Source organism: Burkholderia sp. EMB26, assembly GCF_024730645.1.
Lineage (GTDB): Bacteria > Pseudomonadota > Gammaproteobacteria > Burkholderiales > Burkholderiaceae > Burkholderia > Burkholderia cenocepacia.
This window is the reverse complement of sequence record NZ_CP078072.1, coordinates 299547-315688: the sequence shown is the minus strand read 5'-3', so window position 1 is coordinate 315688 and position 16142 is coordinate 299547. Positions and strand designations below refer to the sequence as shown.

General features: G+C 68.3%; 10 protein-coding genes and 2 riboswitches. Of the genes, 2 read left to right on the top strand and 8 right to left on the bottom strand.

The window, feature by feature from the left end; all coding sequences use genetic code 11:
• Window positions 1-48: 48 nt before the first annotated feature.
• The 4 genes from atzF to KU887_RS31770 form a co-directional block, all read right to left on the bottom strand.
• Window positions 49-1920: an allophanate hydrolase gene (atzF, locus tag KU887_RS31785; RefSeq protein WP_258258781.1), complete on the bottom strand. Its 1872-nt coding sequence runs from the start codon at window positions 1918-1920 to the stop codon at window positions 49-51.
• Window positions 1917-5537 (bottom strand): urea carboxylase, encoded by a 3621-nt coding sequence (gene uca / locus KU887_RS31780; protein WP_069352195.1) that lies wholly within the window; start codon window positions 5535-5537, stop codon window positions 1917-1919. Before uca ends, atzF begins: the two co-directional genes overlap by 4 nt.
• An 88-nt stretch (window positions 5538-5625) precedes the next feature.
• On the bottom strand, window positions 5626-6282 hold the full coding sequence (locus tag KU887_RS31775; protein WP_006498062.1) for an urea amidolyase associated protein UAAP2: 657 nt from the start codon (window positions 6280-6282) through the stop codon (window positions 5626-5628).
• An 11-nt stretch (window positions 6283-6293) separates the two neighbouring features.
• Window positions 6294-7049, bottom strand: coding sequence for an urea amidolyase associated protein UAAP1 (locus KU887_RS31770; RefSeq protein ID WP_006485567.1), 756 nt, complete (start codon window positions 7047-7049; stop codon window positions 6294-6296).
• Between the two features lie 56 nt (window positions 7050-7105).
• Window positions 7106-7237, bottom strand: a riboswitch (guanidine-I (ykkC/yxkD leader).
• 431 nt (window positions 7238-7668) lie between these two features.
• A riboswitch (guanidine-I (ykkC/yxkD leader) is annotated at window positions 7669-7790 on the top strand.
• A gap of 140 nt (window positions 7791-7930) precedes the next feature.
• Here KU887_RS31770 and KU887_RS31765 point away from each other — a divergent pair.
• Window positions 7931-8953 carry an ABC transporter substrate-binding protein gene (locus KU887_RS31765; RefSeq protein ID WP_006485590.1) on the top strand — a complete coding sequence of 341 codons (1023 nt, stop codon included), beginning with the start codon at window positions 7931-7933 and terminating at the stop codon, window positions 8951-8953.
• 142 nt (window positions 8954-9095) lie between these two features.
• On the opposite strand, the gene KU887_RS31760 is transcribed toward KU887_RS31765, so the two are convergent.
• Window positions 9096-9896 (bottom strand): phosphodiesterase, encoded by an 801-nt coding sequence (locus KU887_RS31760; RefSeq protein ID WP_034203989.1) that lies wholly within the window; start codon window positions 9894-9896, stop codon window positions 9096-9098.
• Window positions 9897-10156: 260 nt separating this feature from the next.
• Complete coding sequence (locus tag KU887_RS31755; RefSeq protein ID WP_062911743.1) at window positions 10157-11278, bottom strand: sensor histidine kinase; 1122 nt, start codon at window positions 11276-11278, stop codon at window positions 10157-10159.
• 395 nt (window positions 11279-11673) lie between these two features.
• Between KU887_RS31755 and KU887_RS31750 the strand changes: the two genes are divergently transcribed.
• Complete coding sequence (locus KU887_RS31750) at window positions 11674-12789, top strand: PHB depolymerase family esterase (protein WP_006498058.1); 1116 nt, start codon at window positions 11674-11676, stop codon at window positions 12787-12789.
• A 47-nt stretch (window positions 12790-12836) separates the two neighbouring features.
• Here KU887_RS31750 and KU887_RS31745 read toward each other — a convergent pair whose 3' ends face one another.
• On the bottom strand, window positions 12837-14606 hold the full coding sequence (locus KU887_RS31745; protein ID WP_062911717.1) for a histidine kinase: 1770 nt from the start codon (window positions 14604-14606) through the stop codon (window positions 12837-12839).
• A gap of 75 nt (window positions 14607-14681) precedes the next feature.
• A complete protein-coding gene (locus KU887_RS31740; RefSeq protein WP_006498056.1) occupies window positions 14682-16094 on the bottom strand; it encodes an HD domain-containing phosphohydrolase in 1413 nt (470 codons plus the stop codon).
• Window positions 16095-16142: the final 48 nt, after the last annotated feature.

The window sequence follows — 16142 nt, the reverse complement described above, 5'->3', positions numbered from 1 at the left end:
TTTCAGGTGCCGGTCGCGCGGATACCGCGGCATCGCGCGACCGGGCGTTCATTGCAGCGCGCCGCTGGCGGCCTGCGCGCGGTAGGCCCGCCAGCCGCCGAAGCGTGTGATGTCCTGCGCATCGTCGAGCGCCACGCTTTCGCACAGGAAGCCCTGCACGCGCGTACCGTCGGCGAGCGTCAGCGTGCCGATGCCGAGCGGCGCCGCAATTCCGGCGACGAAGCTGCCGTAGGCGTCGACCGGCATCTCCCAGACCTCGACCGCGATCGGCGCGCCATCGTTCGGCACACGCACGAGGCCCGGTTTCGCGACACCGCCGCTTGCTTCCGCGGACAGCGCGTAGAGGCGATAGGCCGGCGCGGTGGTGGTCGCGGTGACGAAGCGCGCGCCGCGCTGCGTGAGCTGCCCGTTCAACGGTTCGCCGCGCAGATGCGCGCCGACGACGGCCACCCGCACGACACCCGGGGCTGCGGCACGCGCCGACACTGTGGCCGCAGGCGGCCGACCGTCATCGACAGCGGCAACGCCGTCGCCCCACGCGTGTGCGAGATCGAGCAGCCGCGCATCGTCGTGTGCACGCCCGACGAACGTGATGCCGAACGGCAAGCCCGCATGCGGCCCGGTCGAGCACGTGCCCGCCGGCACCGCGATCGCCGACAGGTCGAGCAGGTTCACGAAGTTCGTGTAGTAGCCGAAGCGCGAATTGATCGCGATCGGATCGGCTTCGAGCGCATCGACGGTCGCGGTCGTCGCCGAGGTCGGCATCACGATCGCATCGAGGCCGTCCCACGCGCGGGCTGCGTCGACGCGCAGCGCCGCCAGCCGGTCGAATGCGGCGAACGCGTCGGCGGCGCTGAAGCGCGACGCCCCGCCGACGATTTCGCGGATCACCGGATGCAGCGCGTCGGGCTCGCGCGCGGCGAATGCGCCGATCGCGGCCAGCCGCTCGGCGACCCACGGGCCGTCGTACAGCAGCCGCGCGGCGGCCAGGAACGGTGCGAAGTCGATCTCGACGAGCCGCGCGCCGGTCGCGCGCAGCCGTTCGAGCGCCGCGCCCCACGCCGCGCGATACGATGCGTCGCCGAAGAATTCGAGCTGATCGGCACGCGGCGTGCCGAACCGCACTTGCCCGAGCGGCCGCGCCGGCTGTGCCCGCAACCCGTCCGCACCCAGCAGCGGCTGCCATGCGCGCCCGTACGGATCGCCTTCCGTCACGCCGTGCGCAGCGGCGAACACGACGCGCGCGTCGTCCGCCGAACGCGCGAACACCGACACGCAATCGAGCGACCGGCAGGCCGGCACCACGCCGAGCGTGCTCAGCACGCCCCGTGTCGGCTTGAGCCCGACGAGCCCGTGGAAGGCGGCCGGCACGCGCCCGGAGCCGGCCGTGTCGGTACCGAGCGAGAACGTCGCGACCCCGAGCGCGACGGCCACCGCCGACCCGGAACTCGAGCCGCCCGACGCGTAGCGCGGGTCGAGCGCATTGCGGCACGCGCCGTAAGGCGAGCGCTGCCCCGAGAGCCCGGTCGCGAACTGGTCGAGATTCGTCTTGCCGACCGGAATCGCACCGGCCGCGATCAGCCGCTCGACGACGGGCGCGCTGCGTGCCGGCGTGTACGCGTAGGCGGGGCAGCCGGCCGTCGTCGGGATGCCGGCGAGGTCGATGTTGTCCTTGATCGCGAACGGCACGCCGTACAGCGGCAACGACGCGATGTCGCGTCCGGCCAGCGCGTCGGCGTACGGCATCATCTCGTCGCGCGTAAGCGGCCGGATCCACGCATGGTGCGGGTCGCCCGCATCGAAGTGCGCGGCGATCGCGTCGACGAGCGCAGGCGGCGTCAGGTCCCCCGCCGCGTAGCGGGCGCGCAGCGCGGCAATCGCATGCACCCCGCGCAGGATCGAGCGTTCCGTCGTGCTCATGCGACCTCCTCGGCGGCGCCCGCCTTCATCACCATCAGCCGCTGGCCGGCCACCACCGCCATGCCGGGCGCGCAATCGATCGTCTCGATCGCGCCGTCTTCCGTTGCCGTCACCGCCACCTCCATCTTCATCGATTCGACGATCGCGACGACCTGCCCCGCGCTCACGCGCTCGCCGGCTTCGACCAGCACTTTCCACACGCTGCCCGACACGTCCGCGGCGATCGCCCGCTGCGTGTCGTCGAGCGCGCCCGCTACCCGTTCCGGTTGCGCATCGCCCGGCTCCCCCTCGCCGACATATTCCGCATGGCCGGCCACGCGCCACCGCTCGCGCTCCGCGTCGAACGCGGCCTGCTGCGTCGCCTTGAACGCGGCGATCGACTCCGCCTCGTCGTGCAGGAAGCGGTTGTAGGCGCGCAGGTCGAACACCGATTCCTCGATCTTCAGCGTCGCGCGGCCCGCGATGAAATCCTCTCGCAGCGCACGCAGCTCGGCCTCGCTGACTTCGTAGAAGCGGATCTCGTCGAAGAAGCGCAGCAGCCACGGCTTGCCGGCCTCGAATTCGCGCGTGGTGCGGTGGCGATTCCACATCTGCACGGTGCGGCCGACGAACTGATAGCCGCCCGGCCCTTCCATCCCGTACACGCACAGATACGCGCCGCCGATGCCGACCGCGTTCTCCGGCGTCCAGGTGCGCGCGGGGTTGTACTTCGTCGTCACCAGCCGGTGCCGCGGATCGATCGGCGTCGCGACGGGCGCACCGAGGTAGACGTCGCCGAGCCCCATCACCAGATAACGCGCATCGAACACGATGCGCTTCACGTCGTCGATGCTCGCCAGGCCGTTGATGCGCCGGATGAATTCGATATTGCTCGGGCACCACGGCGCATCGGGCCGCACCGACTGCATGTAGCGCTCGATCGCGACGCGCGTCGACGGGTCGTCCCACGACAGCGGCAGATGCACGATGCGGTTCGGCACGCGCATGTCGGCCACGTCGGCGAGTTCGCGTTCGGCGGTCTGCAGATGCGCGAGCAGCGCGGCAAGCGGCAGCGTCCGCGCGTCGAACTGCACCTGAAGCGACCGGATGCCCGGCGTCAGGTCGAGCATGCCGGGCAACCGGTGCGCGTCGAGCCAGCCCATCAGCGCGTGCACGCGAAAACGCAGGTTCAGGTCGAGCACGAGCGGCCCGTATTCGACCAGCACGTTGCGATCGCCCGAGCGCCGGTAGACGACGCCGATGCCGCCGCCGGCCGACGGATCGCGATGCAGCACGCAATCGTCGAACGAGCCGGATGCAGCCGCGGCAACGTCATGTGTCGCCTCCACGACCGCGGCAGCCGGTTCCCCGGCCGATATTCCGGACGACACGCCCGCGCGCACGAACTGCACGGTATCGCCCGGCCGCAACTGCCCGAGCTTCCACAGCTCGTCGCGCACGACCGTCACCGGACAGACGAAGCCGCCAAGGCTCGGCCCGTCGGGGCCAAGGATCACCGGCATGTCGCCGGTGAAATCGACGGCCCCGATCGCATACGCGTTGTCGTGGATGTTCGATGGATGCAGCCCCGCCTCGCCGCCGTCCGCACGCGCCCATCGAGGCTTCGGGCCGATCAGCCGCACGCCGGTGCGGCTGGAGTTGTAATGGACGGTCCACTGCGTGCCGTACAGCATCGCGATGTCGTCCGGCGTGAAGAAATCCGGTGCGCCATGCGGACCGTCGAGCACGCCGAGCGTCCATGCATGCGTCAGCGCGGGAATGTCGGCCGCGGCCAGCGTCGCGCCGGCATCGCCGCGCCCCGCTTGCGCGTGCAGATGCAGCACGTCGCCCTTGCGCAGCGCGCGACCGGCATGGCCGCCGAACTGGCCGAGCGTGAAGGTCGCCTTGCTGCCGAGATAGTCGGGCACCTGCAGCCCGCCCTTGACGGCGAGACACGCGCGCACGCCCGCGCCCGTCACGCCGCCCAGCTTCAGGACCGCGCCCGCTCGTGCGCGCACGACCTGCCAGAACGGCGCCGCTTCGCCGTCGAGCGTGGCCGCGAGCGGCGCACCGCCGAGCACGAACAGCGTCGCGGTATTGAAACGCAGCGTCGCGCCGACCATCGTGAATTCCAGCCCGGCCGCGTCACGCGGGTTGCCGAGCAGCGCGTTAGCAAGGTCGAATGCGCGGTCGTCCATCGGCCCCGACGGCGGCACGCCGACGCTCCAGTAGCCGACCCGCCCGGGGGCCTGCTGAACGGTGGTCTGCACGCCGCCGTCGAGCACGTCGATCGTATGCGGCGCGAACGCGAAGCGCGACAGGAAGGCGGTCGTCGGCGCGCCGCGCGCGAACGCGTCGGAGCCGACGACGGCACGCAGGTAGTCGAGGTTGGTCTCGATCCCGTACAGCTCGGTCTGGTCGAGCGCGGCACGCAGCGCGGCCAGCGCGTCGCGCCGCGTGTCGCCGCGCACGATCAGCTTCGCGAGCAGCGGATCGTAATGCGCGCTGATCTCCGTGCCTGCCTCGATCCAGCCGTCGACCCGCACGTTGTCCGGAAACGCCACGTGCGTGAGCAGCCCGGCGCTCGGCTGGAACTGCTTGTGCGGATCCTCCGCATACAGCCGCACCTGGATGCTCGCGCCGCGTGGTGCGACGGCGAGCGTGTCGAGCGGCGGCAGGTCGCCCTCCGCCTGCAGGATCATCCATTCCACGAGATCGACGCCCGTCACGGCCTCGGTCACGCAATGCTCGACCTGCAGCCGCGTGTTCACTTCGAGGAAATAGAACTGCCGCGTGCTCGCGTCGAACACGAATTCGACCGTGCCGGCCGATGCGTAGCCCACCGCGCGGGCGAGCCGCACCGCGCTCGCGTGCAGCGCGTCGCGTTCGGCGTCGGTCAGGTCGGGCGCGGGGGTTTCCTCGATCACCTTCTGGTTGCGCCGCTGCACGGAGCAATCGCGTTCGCCGAGCGCGAGCGCCCCGCCGCGACCATCGCCGAAGATCTGCACTTCGATGTGTCGCGCATGTTCGACGAACTTCTCGAGATAGACGCCCGCATGCGCGAAGTTCGCGGCGCCGAGCCGCACGACGGATTCGAACGCCGCGCCGAGCTGCGCGGCATCGCGGCACAGCGACATGCCGATGCCGCCGCCGCCCGCGGTGCTTTTCAGCATCACCGGATAGCCGATCGCGTCGGCTTCGGCAAGCGCCGTCGCGACGTCGTCGAGCAGTCCGGTGCCGGGCAGCAACGCGACGCCGTGCGCGGCCGCGAGTTCGCGGGCGGTGTGCTTGAGGCCGAACGCGCGCATGTGGTCGCCGCGCGGCCCGATGAAGCGCAGGCCTGCCGCTTCGCATGCGTCGGCAAAGGCCGCATGCTCGGACAGGAAGCCGTAGCCGGGGTGCACGGCCTGCGCGCCGGTCTCGCGCGCGGCGGCGAGGATCGCCGCGACGTTCAGATAGCTGTCGGCCGCCGGCGCGGGCCCGACGCGTACGGCTTCGTCGGCGAGCGCCACGTGGCGCGCGTCGCGATCGGCATCCGAATAGATCGCGACCGATGCGATACCGAGGCGCTTCAGCGTGCGGATCACGCGGCAGGCAATTTCGCCGCGGTTCGCGACGAGGACTTTGGCGAATCTCATGTTGCCTCCCGCAGCGAACGTGTCGGCCCGGCGTAGCGCTTCAGCGCATACTCCGGCCCCATGCAAAGCAAGTGCGCGTGGGGGCCGTTCATTCCGCCTCCCATACCATCAGGCGCACGGGTGTCGGGTTGTAGCCGTTGCACGGATTGTTGAGTTGCGGGCAGTTCGAGATCAGCACCGTGACGTCCATCTCCGCACGCATCTCGACGTACTTGCCGGGTGCGGAGATGCCGTCCTCGAACGTGAGCCCGCCGAGCGGCGTGACGGGCACGTTCATGAAGAAGTTGACGTTGCCGACCAGGTCGCGCTTGGTGAGCCGCGCGCCGGCGCCGCACGTGCAGTGTGCGATCGCGTTGAGGAAGCTGTCGCGGCAGTTGTGCATGTAGCGCTTGTCGAGCGCATAGCGCACCGTGTTGCTCTCGGCCGCGCACGCGCCGCCGAGCGTATCGTGACGGCCGCACGTGTCGGCGACGATCGTCGCCATCGGGTTGCCGTGGTTCGACACGAGCACGCTGCCCGCGCTCAGGTACAGGTTGCGCTGCGCGCGGATCGTGTCCTGCGCGCTGTAGCGCTCTTCGGGATCGTCGGTGCGGTAGAACAGCGTGTCGACGGCCTGGTTGCCTTCCAGGTCGAGAATGCGGAAGATCTGCCCGCGCTTCAGGTCGTGCAACCACGGGTCGCCCGCGTTCAGCGTGACGTCGTGGATCGCGTCGCGCGGATCGAGACGGCTTTCGGTGATCGGCATGGTCTCGCTCCTCATGCGAACAGACGGTCGGTGTTGGCGAAGCCGCGCGTGTTCTCCGCGCATGCGCGCCGGCACGGGTCGTCGTCGGGCGCGGCACCGTCGGCCGGATACGCGCGGTACGCGATCAGCTTCACGGCTTTGGGCGCATAGTCCGGACGCGGATCGAGCGGATGCGGCGCGGTCGAGAACGCCGCGAGCGTATTCATCTCGAAGCGCAGGTCGAACGCGCTGCCGGCCGGCGAATGTCCGGAAACGAAATCGAGCGCGCCGTCGTCGCGCGTGTCCAGCTTGCTGAAGAAGTTGACGTTCGCGGCGAGGTCGCGTGCCGACAGCCCGTATTTCGCGAGCTCGAGCACGAGGCTGTCGCGGCCGTTGCGGATCATCGCGTTGCGATCGGCCTGGTACGACGACGCGCCGTACTTGTGCGCGAACAACCGCGCATCGCCGACGCCGCCGAGCGGATCGTGCCAGCCGAGCGTGTCGGCCGTGATCGACGCGATCACGCGCCCCATGTCCGTATACAGCGCATGGCCGCGCGTGAGATGCGCGGTGTGCTGCGCCTTCAGCGTATCGGCCATGTTGTAGCGTTCGAGCAGGTCTTCCTGGCGATGAAAGACGGCGGACAGGTTCGCGCCGCCGTCGACGTCGACGATGCGCAGCGCGAGGCCGCGGCGCAGGATGCCGGACCAGTGGGTTCCGGCGGGAATCAGCGTTTCCCACGCGACGTGCGGCGGCGGGGCAAGAATGGCTTGGGGGCTCGGCGACATGACGGCTCCGGGATCGGTTGATAAAAGGCGTGAGAGGGCGACCGAACGACATCGCGACCTCCCGGGCTTTTATCCCTCCGTGGAGCCTCGCCGTTTCCTCTCATCGAGGCGAAGGCAAGACCGGATTGCTCTCGGACCAGACATCGCGCGGCACATGCCGCACGACCGGAACCCTAGCGATCCTGAAGATGATGCAAATTGCTTCGCACCTCTCGAGCGTCGAATAAGCGAGTTGCGTGCCAGGCGCTGCCAATGACCACACGACGCGGCTCGGCGGCGCGATGATGCATGGCATCCGAATGGCGGACGCATTTTCTTGCCCTCGCGGCGGGCGTGCGGCGCACCATGCGCACGCAACCGCGCACCGGCGCAGTGCGCGTCGCGTGCTCGCACATTGCGCGCTCCGCGATGGCATGGCTATTGCTGAATCCGTGCACCGTCACCTCGCGCACGATCCTTCATGAACAAGCTCGACCTGCTCCGACGCGTACTGCACGCGCTGTTCGCCGCCCGTTTCATCGAACTTCAGCGCCCCTTGCGCCGACGTTGAATCGGATGGCCGCGTGCCATTGGCACGCTTCTCGCTCGGCATGACGCCGAGAGGTGCGGCGGCGTCGCATCTTAGGGGTGCTAGGGTTCCGGTTCATCGAGCGTCTGGTCCGAGAGCAGCCCGGCGTGGGTTCATCCGTTCGCGAGACCGGATGCGCACGCGCTACACGGCGGGACAAAAGCCCGGGAGATTGGCGATGGCAACAGCCGTCGCGCCTCTCCGTGGCCGCCTCGTTCGTTCCGCATCCGCAGGAACCGGCCATGCAGTCGGAACGTGTGCTCACGCACGATCCGTATCGACGATCCCGATCCCGGTCTCCTGGAGAACAACGATGACCCGTCCCGCCCCGGCGTTCCGCCGCCTGCCGTCCTTCCGTTTCATCCGTCATGCATTGGGCGCCGCCGTTGCGGCCGCCACGCTATGGGCGGCGCCTGCCGCGCAGGCTGCCGCACCGCTGAAGATCGGCTACAGCGACTGGCCCGGCTGGGTCGCCTTCCAGGTCGCGCTCGACAAGGGCTGGTTCAAGGAGGCCGGCGTCGACGTCGATTTCGAATGGTTCGATTATTCGGCGTCGCTCGACGCGTTTTCCGCAGGCAAGCTCGATGCGGTCGCGGCGACCAACGGCGATGCGCTGGTAACAGGCGCGTCCGGCGCGAAGAACGTGATGATCCTGCTGACCGACTACTCGGCCGGCAACGACATGATCGTCGCGAAGCCGCCCTTGCGCACCGTCGAGGCGCTGAAGGGCAAGAAGGTCGGCGTCGAGCTCGGCCTGGTCGATCACCTGCTGCTCGAAACCGCGCTGCAGAAGCACGGGCTCAAGGACGGCGACGTCACGCTCGTGAATGCGAAAACCAACGAGCTGCCGCAGGTGCTCGGTTCGTCGGCCGACATCGCGGCGGTGGCCGCGTGGCAACCGAATGCGGGCGAGGCGTTGAAACGCGCGCCGGGCGCACGCGCGATCTTCACGTCGGCGGATGCGCCGGGGCTGATCTACGATGCGATCACCGTCGCGCCGGCGAGCCTCGCCGCGCGCCGGGCCGACTGGGCGAAGGTGGTCAAGGTCTGGTATCGCTGCGTCGCCTACATCAACGATCCGAAGACGCAGGCCGATGCGGTCAAGATCATGTCGGCACGCGTCGGGCTCGCGCCGGCGCAATACCTTCCGCTGCTGAAGGGCACGCATCTGCTCGACGAAGCGGCCGCGAAGCGCGCGTTCCGCAAGGGCGACGGGCTCGATTCGATCTACGGCTCGACGCGCAACGCGAATGCGTTCAACGTGCGTAACGCCGTGTACAAGCAGTCGCAGGACGTCGACGCGTATATCGATCCGCGGCTCGTCGACGCGCATTGACGGCGGCGCGCCTGCCGGCGCGGCGACGCGCCGGTGGTAACGCCGGTCGATCGCCTGCTCCGGGGTAACAAGCGGTCATGGCCTGTCCATGTCGTGCCAATGCCTCGTACGTCATCGACCGCCGTGTCCTCGACGGGGACGCTTACGCGAAGGGGAACGGGCCCTCGAAGTGCCCCACGTAACACAAGTGGGAGACCGCTGGCTGACCTCGACCTGCCCAGCGATGCAGCATGTATGCAGGGGGTTCGAGAAAAGAAGCGGGCTGCGCGTCCGCTTCAACGCGCAGCGCAATCTGAGTGGTCGTGCTCGGGCAGGTGAGTACCGGAACGCGCCCAAGACGCGTCTGCATCGACCGGTGGACGTGCCCGGCAAGAATGCGATCTACGTTGCTATGCCGCGCAAGAACCGCGGCAAATGCCTCCGCATTTCGCAACCCGTAGATGTCGAGATAAGGAATGCCGGTCATGAACGGTGGATGGTGCATGACAATAACCACCGTCCGATTGCGATGCTCGGCAAGTTCAGTGTCGAGCCACGCCAGGGTTTCGGCGTCCAGTTCACCGTGATGTAGCCCTGGAACGGAGGTGTCCAACGCCACGACGCGTAGTTCGCCCACGTCCAGCGCGAACGAGAGTGCGCCCTCGTCCGGAAGCCACGCGTGATCCGGGAACGCGGCTCGCAGATTGCCACGGTCGTCGTGATTACCCGGCAGAACCACGAACGGTCGCCTCAACTCGACGAGCAGTTCGCGAAGTTTTCGATACTCGTGTTCGGTGCCCTCGTCCGTCAGGTCGCCGGAGATGACAACCAGGTCCGGCTCAGGTCGAATGCGGTTCAGCGAATCGACGGCTGCCGAAAACATGACATTGGAATCCACGGCGTCTTGATACAGGACGCCGTGAGGCCGGACATGAATATCGGAAAGTTGTGCGATGACCGTCACTCAGCGCTCCGTTGGCTTTGACCTGCCCGTACATCGATCGAGGAGATTTTAGGCCGGACAAAATTCGCCCATCGACAGAGGCTTTCGGTGACAACGTTCGTGCGCCACGCGCTCAATCGTGCGTCAGCGTGGCTGATTCGGGATGACAGGCAGACACCGGGTGGCGAAGCACGAAAGGCGGCTTCTGGCCGGTAGCGGCCTCTCGCCACCGCCGACCGCAAGCCCGACGGGGAATCATCCCCCGACCCGCGCTTCCCGCTTCATACACGTCTCGGCAGCCGCACCGCAAACACGGTTTCCGTCTGATCGGACCGCGCGTCGATCCGGCCGCGATGCGCCTTGGCGATTTCCCTCGCGATGAACAAGCCGAGCCCCAGGCCGGCATCGTCACCCGTCCGTCCCTGACGCTCTTCCCCGCGCTCGAGCGGATCGAAAATGCGGTCGAGCATGCGCGGATCGATCGCCGGCCCGCTGTTGCCGACCTCGACGAACACTTCATCGCCGGTCGTCTTGGCCACCACCCGCACCGGGGTATCGCGCGCGCCATACTTGATGGCATTGCCCACCAGGTTGCTCAGCAACTGCTGCATTCTCTGCTCGTCCCACTCACCCCGGAGATCACCGCGCATATCGACGATAATTTCGCGATCCGGATGGCCGGCCCGCAACTCGTCCACCACATTGACGAGCACGTGTGCGAGATCGATATTGCGGGGAACGACGTTGATGCCCAGCCCGAGCTGGGTTCGATTGAAATCGCAGAGATCGTCGAGAAGGCCCTGCATGCGGCCGCCGCTTCGGATCAGCCGAGCGGCGGCCTCCGATACGGCCTCGCCCGCATTGAGGGCGGCAAGATACGACGCCGTGAGCTGGATGGTCTGCAGCGGCGTGCGCATGTCGTGGCTCAGCATGCCAAGCAGCAAGTTGCGCGCCTGCTCGACCTGGTCGGTAAAGAAAGCCACGGATTCCGCCAGCGCTTGGTCGATCGCTTCGTTGAAGCGAATCATGTCGCCCATATCAGGCGGCGCCGGGTGACACGCATCGATCCACAGCCGCAGCACACTGGCACGCAGCGCCCGATACTCGGCTGCCAGCTGGTTGATGTTGAAACCCCGCCGGGCGCGCAGAACGGCATGCGTCTGGGCGGCCGTCTCGCTGGCGTTCGCCGGCTCGGGCGCGCGCCCCAGCGATTTCTCGTGCTGCTCCTCCCTCGTTTGCGGCGTCGCGATGTCCTTGGCGACGGCGGTCAGGATCTCGCGCGCGTGGTCGCGTAGCCCCTGCGAGTTCATGTGCCTCGCAGCCGGTAACAACGTGGCGGCAAACGCTTCCCACTGCACCAGGATCGGTTCCATGTTCCGTACGATGAAATCAGCAAGACGCATGTCGCCCCTCACAACGGAATGAACGGTGAACGCTTCTGTCGAACCGCACGATATCACTGAACAACGGCGTTATCCGACGATTCGATCGCCGCCGTCGTCATTTCCGGCCGCGTGGGCGGTGAATGCCCGGCGGCCAGGGCCCGGCGAACCGGACGATTCCCGATGCGCGATGGTCCTTTTCAGGGCCGAAGGAGGCTTCGATTCGCACGCTCGTCACGTCGGGCGGCTAGCATCGCCGATAATCGATGCGCGTCACCCCCGTTCAGCCGGACGCCGCCTTTCGGTTGCCGCGGCACCGGCAGCACGAACCTTGCTCCGCGCCCGTTCGACTTCCATCCGACGGTGGAGTCGGCCGCCTCTTCCCGCCACGGCCGGCCGCCCGCACGAAACCGCACATGCCCAGGAAAAAATCCAGCCTCTGGTTACGGCATCTCGAACTGTTTTCCATCGCGACCGGTGCGCGGCCGAAGAAGCGGGCCGGCAAGCCGCGACCAGCCACCCAAAAAGCCGCCAAAAAGGTCGTTCAACGCACCATCAAGCCGGCCGTCGCCGCCCCTGCCGCCAAACGGACGGGCACCGCGCCCGCCGCACGCGCGCCGTCGGTCGAGCTGCCCGGCACCTGGCTGCGCTCGTTTCATTCCGCCGGCCCGAGCGCCGGCCGGCTCGTGAACCATCTTGCGTATGCGCTGTATCTTCCCGCCGCACCCGCCAAGACAGCAGGCATGCCAGCCATCGTCATGCTGCACGGCTGCAAGCAGACTGCCGAATCGTTCGCCGCGGGCACGCGCATCTGCCGTCTGGCCGAGCGAGCGGGGTTCGCCGTGCTGTTTCCCGAACAGGCCAAGACAACCCATGCGCACCGCTGCTGGCACTGGCATGGCGATGCGACCGAGTCCGAAGCCGCGGCCGTCGCGTCGCTGGTCGACGCCATCGTGCGGCGCCACGGCTTCGATCGCGACCGGATCTACGTGGCCGGCCTGTCCGCCGGCGCCGGGCTCGCCGCGGTGCTGGCGCTCCGGTATCCCGACCGTTTCGCGGCCGTCGGCCTGCACTCCGGCCCGGCCATCGCGCCGCCGTCGTCGACGATGGCCGCGATGAGCCTGATGCGTCGCGGGCTCCGCGACGATCCGATCGCCGCGCTCGACGCGTGCGCCGACGTCGCGTCCTATCCCGGCATGCCGGCCCTCGTCATCCACGGCGCGCTCGATACGGTCGTGACCGACCGGAACGCGACGCAGCTCGGCATCGCGTTCGCGCGGCTCAACCGGCTCGTCGACGAACACGGTGCGATCCGCGTCGGCGAGCAACGCAGCTACGCGCAGGACGATGCGGACTACGTCGATTATCTGAAGGGGGGGCGGCTGGTCGTCAGGGTGTGCATCGTCCGCCGGCTGCCGCATGCGTGGAGCGGCGGGGACCCGAGCGAGCCGTTCCATTCCGCCAAGGGGCCGGACGCGACCGCGATGTTCTGGCATTTCTTTCGTCGTCAGCGCCGCAAGCGATCGGCGTGACGCACGACGCTCGCAGCGGCCGCTCGCGAACGGCCGCCGTCATGACGTCAAACCCGCTGCTCCAGCGCTGCGGCGTCCGCGCGGTCGCCGGCACGCCGAACCGGCAACCGTATCCGGAAGGTCGTGCCGCGCCCCGGCTCGCTGGTCACGTCGATCGCGCCGCGATGACGCTCGACGATGCCGTGCGAGACCGACAGCCCGAGCCCCGTGCCCTGCCCGACCGGCTTCGTGGTGAAGAAGGGATCGAAGATCCGCCGCACGACGTCGGGTGTCATGCCGGCGCCGGTATCGCTGATCGCGATCGACACCTGTTCGCCGTCGCTCGACGTGCGGATCGTGATCACGCCGCGCTCGGGAATCGCCTGCGCGGCGTTGACCAGCAGGTTCATGAACACCTGGTTCAACTGCGACGGCAGGCATTCGACGTGCGGGACGTCGCCGTAATCGCGCACGATGTCGGCCTTGTACTTGAGCTCGTTGTGAACGACGTTGAGCGTGCTCTCGAGGCCCGTATGGAGATCGACCACGCTCCATTCGTCGCTGGCCGGGCGCGAGAAATCGCGCAGGTCCTGCACGATGCGCCGCACGCGCAGCGCGCCGTCGATCGATTCGTCGATCAGCGTCGCGATCTCGTCGCGGACGTAGTCGAGATCCGCCGCGCGGTGCGCGGCCGTCAGCGCGTCGCGGGTGGCCGGATCGAGCTGCGGCAGCGCGGCTTCATGCGCCGCGACCACGTCGAGCAGGCTGCGCACCCACGTCTTCAACGTGTTGAGGTTCGCGCTGACGAAGCCGATCGGATTGTTGATCTCGTGCGCGACGCCGGCCGCGAGCTGGCCGATCGACGCGAGTTTTTCCGACTGCAGCAACTGCTCGTGCGTTTCCTCGAGCGCATGCAGCAGGCGTCGCTGCTCGTCCTTCTCCTGTTCGAGCAGCGCGTGCGCGGCCTTGCGCTCGTCGATCTCGGTCGCCATGTTCTCACGCGTGCGTTGCAGCATCTGCGTCGTCTGCTCGTAGCTGTGCAGCGCGCGTTCGAGTTCGCTGGTTCGCACCCGCACGAGCCGTTCGAGCGTATCGGTCATGCCGCGCAGGAAAGTGGTGCGCGCATCGAAACGGCACACGAGCAGCGTGACGACCAGCGTCGCCATCGTAAACAGCGCGACGGTCGTCGCGAGCCACGGCGCGTCGACGCCGTTCGCGGCGCCGCACCGCGCGTCCGGTGCGAAATGCGCGGCCGCCATCGCCGTGTAGTGCATGCCGGTAATCGCGATGCCCATGATGGCGGCCGCGCCGATGCGCTGCGCGGTCGCGTGGCGCGCCTGCTGCATGCGCAACGCCTGCGCGATCCACAGCGCGGCCGTCGACGCGACCACCGCGATGCCGATCGACGCGGCGAACAGCGCGGCGTCGTAGCGAATGCCAGGCTGCATGTGCAGCGCGGCCATCCCCGTGTAGTGCATGCCGGCGATCCCGCCGCCCATCAGCACGCCGCCCGCGCACAGCCGCCGCCAGCCCAGCCGGGCGCGCGTGACGACGTTCAGCGCGAAGTACGACACGAGCACCGCGATCGCGAGCGAGGCGCCCGTTTCCTGCCACGCATAGCCGAGCGGCACCGGCAACGAAAACGCGAGCATGCCGACGAAATGCATCGACCAGATTCCGGTGCCCATCGCCGCCGCGCCGCCGCCGAGCCACGCGCGCTTGAGCTTCGGATTGTCGAGCAGCGAAATGAACGCGGCGAGGTCGAGCGTCGTATAGGAAGCCAGCGTCGCGATCGCGAGCGACAGCAGGACGAGCGGAAGGTTGTAGATGCCATGCATGATCGGGGCGCCCGCAACGAGTTGAATGCAGCGTCGCGGTGCGGGCGGTCGCACGCCCCGCGGTCGTCTTCGATATCAGGCCGGCGGCGCCCCTCCATTGGGTGCGTGCGCCTGCCCGGCCGGACGGGCCAGCACGAGAATGTCGAACGGCGTGCCCTCGCGCGTCTCGAAGCGGCGCACGAGCTCGATCTGATGCGCGGACATCACGCTGCCCTTCGTCATCAACAGCACGCCGCGATGCGTGCGCAGATCGTCGGCGAGCTCCATCCCTTCGCGCAGTTGCGCCGACCGGATCTCCGCGACGGACGCCGCGATGCCGAGGCTCGCCGGATCCCGCATCAACTCGATGAAGCGCGCGACCAGTTGCGGGTCGTAACGCACGTTCGCCTGCGAACGCAACACGTCGATCGCCTGCTCGATCGAATGCGGCGCACCGATTTCGCCGTGGCGCAGCCCTTCGAAATCGCGCGCGATCGCAACGATCCGCGACCCGACCGGGATCGCGTCGCCGACCAGCCCGTCCGGCGTGCCGCGGCCGTTGAAGCGCTCGTACTGGTGCAGCACGATCGACGCGACCTTGTGCAACTGGGCGACCGGCGTCAGCACCATCTGCGCACGCAGCGGATGCTCCTGGAACACGCGGTGCTCGTCGGTCGTCATCCGCGCGAGCGGCTTGTGCAGCAATTCGTCCGGCAGCGACAACTTGCCGATGCCGTGCAACAGCCCCGCGAAATAGACGTCCTGTGCGTGCAGTTCGCTCATCCCGGACGCCAGCGCGAGCCGCCGCGCGATCTCGCCGACCCGCATCGCATGCCCGCTCGCGGCCCCGCAGCGCAGCTCGATCATGCTCGCGCACACCTGGACCATCGCGGTGAAACTGCTTTTCAGGTCGCTCTGCGCCGCTTCGAGAAACATCACGGTCTGGCCGAGCTCCTCGGTGCGCGCGCGAACCTGCGTTTCGAGGTCGGTATTGAACCGGCGCAGCGCGTCGTTCTGCGCTTCGGTGAGGGCCGCCAGCCGCGCCGCTTCGCGACGCAGACGGCGCTGCTCCAGCGCCTGCTCGATGGTCAGCAGCAGGTCGTGATCGTCCCACGGCTTGTTCAGGTAGCGATACACGCCGCCTTCGTTGACGGCCTGCACGACCGACGCGATCTCCGCATAGCCGGTCAGCAGGATGCGCATCGTGTCAGGGTACAGCGCCCGCGCGCGCGCCAGGAATTCCGCGCCGCTCATGTGCGGCATCCGCATGTCGGACACGATCAGGTCGATGTCGGTCGACGCCAGGATCTCGAGCGCGGCCTCGCCGCTGTCGGCCGTCGCGATGTCGTAGCCGGTGGGCCGGAATACGCGCCTGAGCGCCGACAGCACGTTCGGTTCGTCGTCGACGAGCAGGATCGACGGTACGCGGGCCGCTTCACCGGATGCCACCGCGGTGTCGGACGTTTCGGGCGACACGGCATTCAGGTCGTTTGTTGCAGATGTCGTCATAATCGGCCTCGGATCAATTATTCACGCCCTCTCTGCGACATCGGCCGG

Coding starts and splice junctions, on each gene's coding strand:
- KU887_RS31765 (WP_006485590.1), top strand. CDS start 7,931: ATGACCCGTCCCGCCCCGGCGTTCCGCCGCCTGCCGTCCTTCCGTTTC.
- KU887_RS31740 (WP_006498056.1), bottom strand. CDS start 16,094: ATGACGACATCTGCAACAAACGACCTGAATGCCGTGTCGCCCGAAACG.
- atzF (WP_258258781.1), bottom strand. CDS start 1,920: ATGAGCACGACGGAACGCTCGATCCTGCGCGGGGTGCATGCGATTGCC.
- KU887_RS31770 (WP_006485567.1), bottom strand. CDS start 7,049: ATGTCGCCGAGCCCCCAAGCCATTCTTGCCCCGCCGCCGCACGTCGCG.
- KU887_RS31775 (WP_006498062.1), bottom strand. CDS start 6,282: ATGCCGATCACCGAAAGCCGTCTCGATCCGCGCGACGCGATCCACGAC.
- KU887_RS31750 (WP_006498058.1), top strand. CDS start 11,674: ATGCCCAGGAAAAAATCCAGCCTCTGGTTACGGCATCTCGAACTGTTT.
- uca (WP_069352195.1), bottom strand. CDS start 5,537: ATGAGATTCGCCAAAGTCCTCGTCGCGAACCGCGGCGAAATTGCCTGC.
- KU887_RS31745 (WP_062911717.1), bottom strand. CDS start 14,606: ATGCATGGCATCTACAACCTTCCGCTCGTCCTGCTGTCGCTCGCGATC.
- KU887_RS31755 (WP_062911743.1), bottom strand. CDS start 11,278: ATGCGTCTTGCTGATTTCATCGTACGGAACATGGAACCGATCCTGGTG.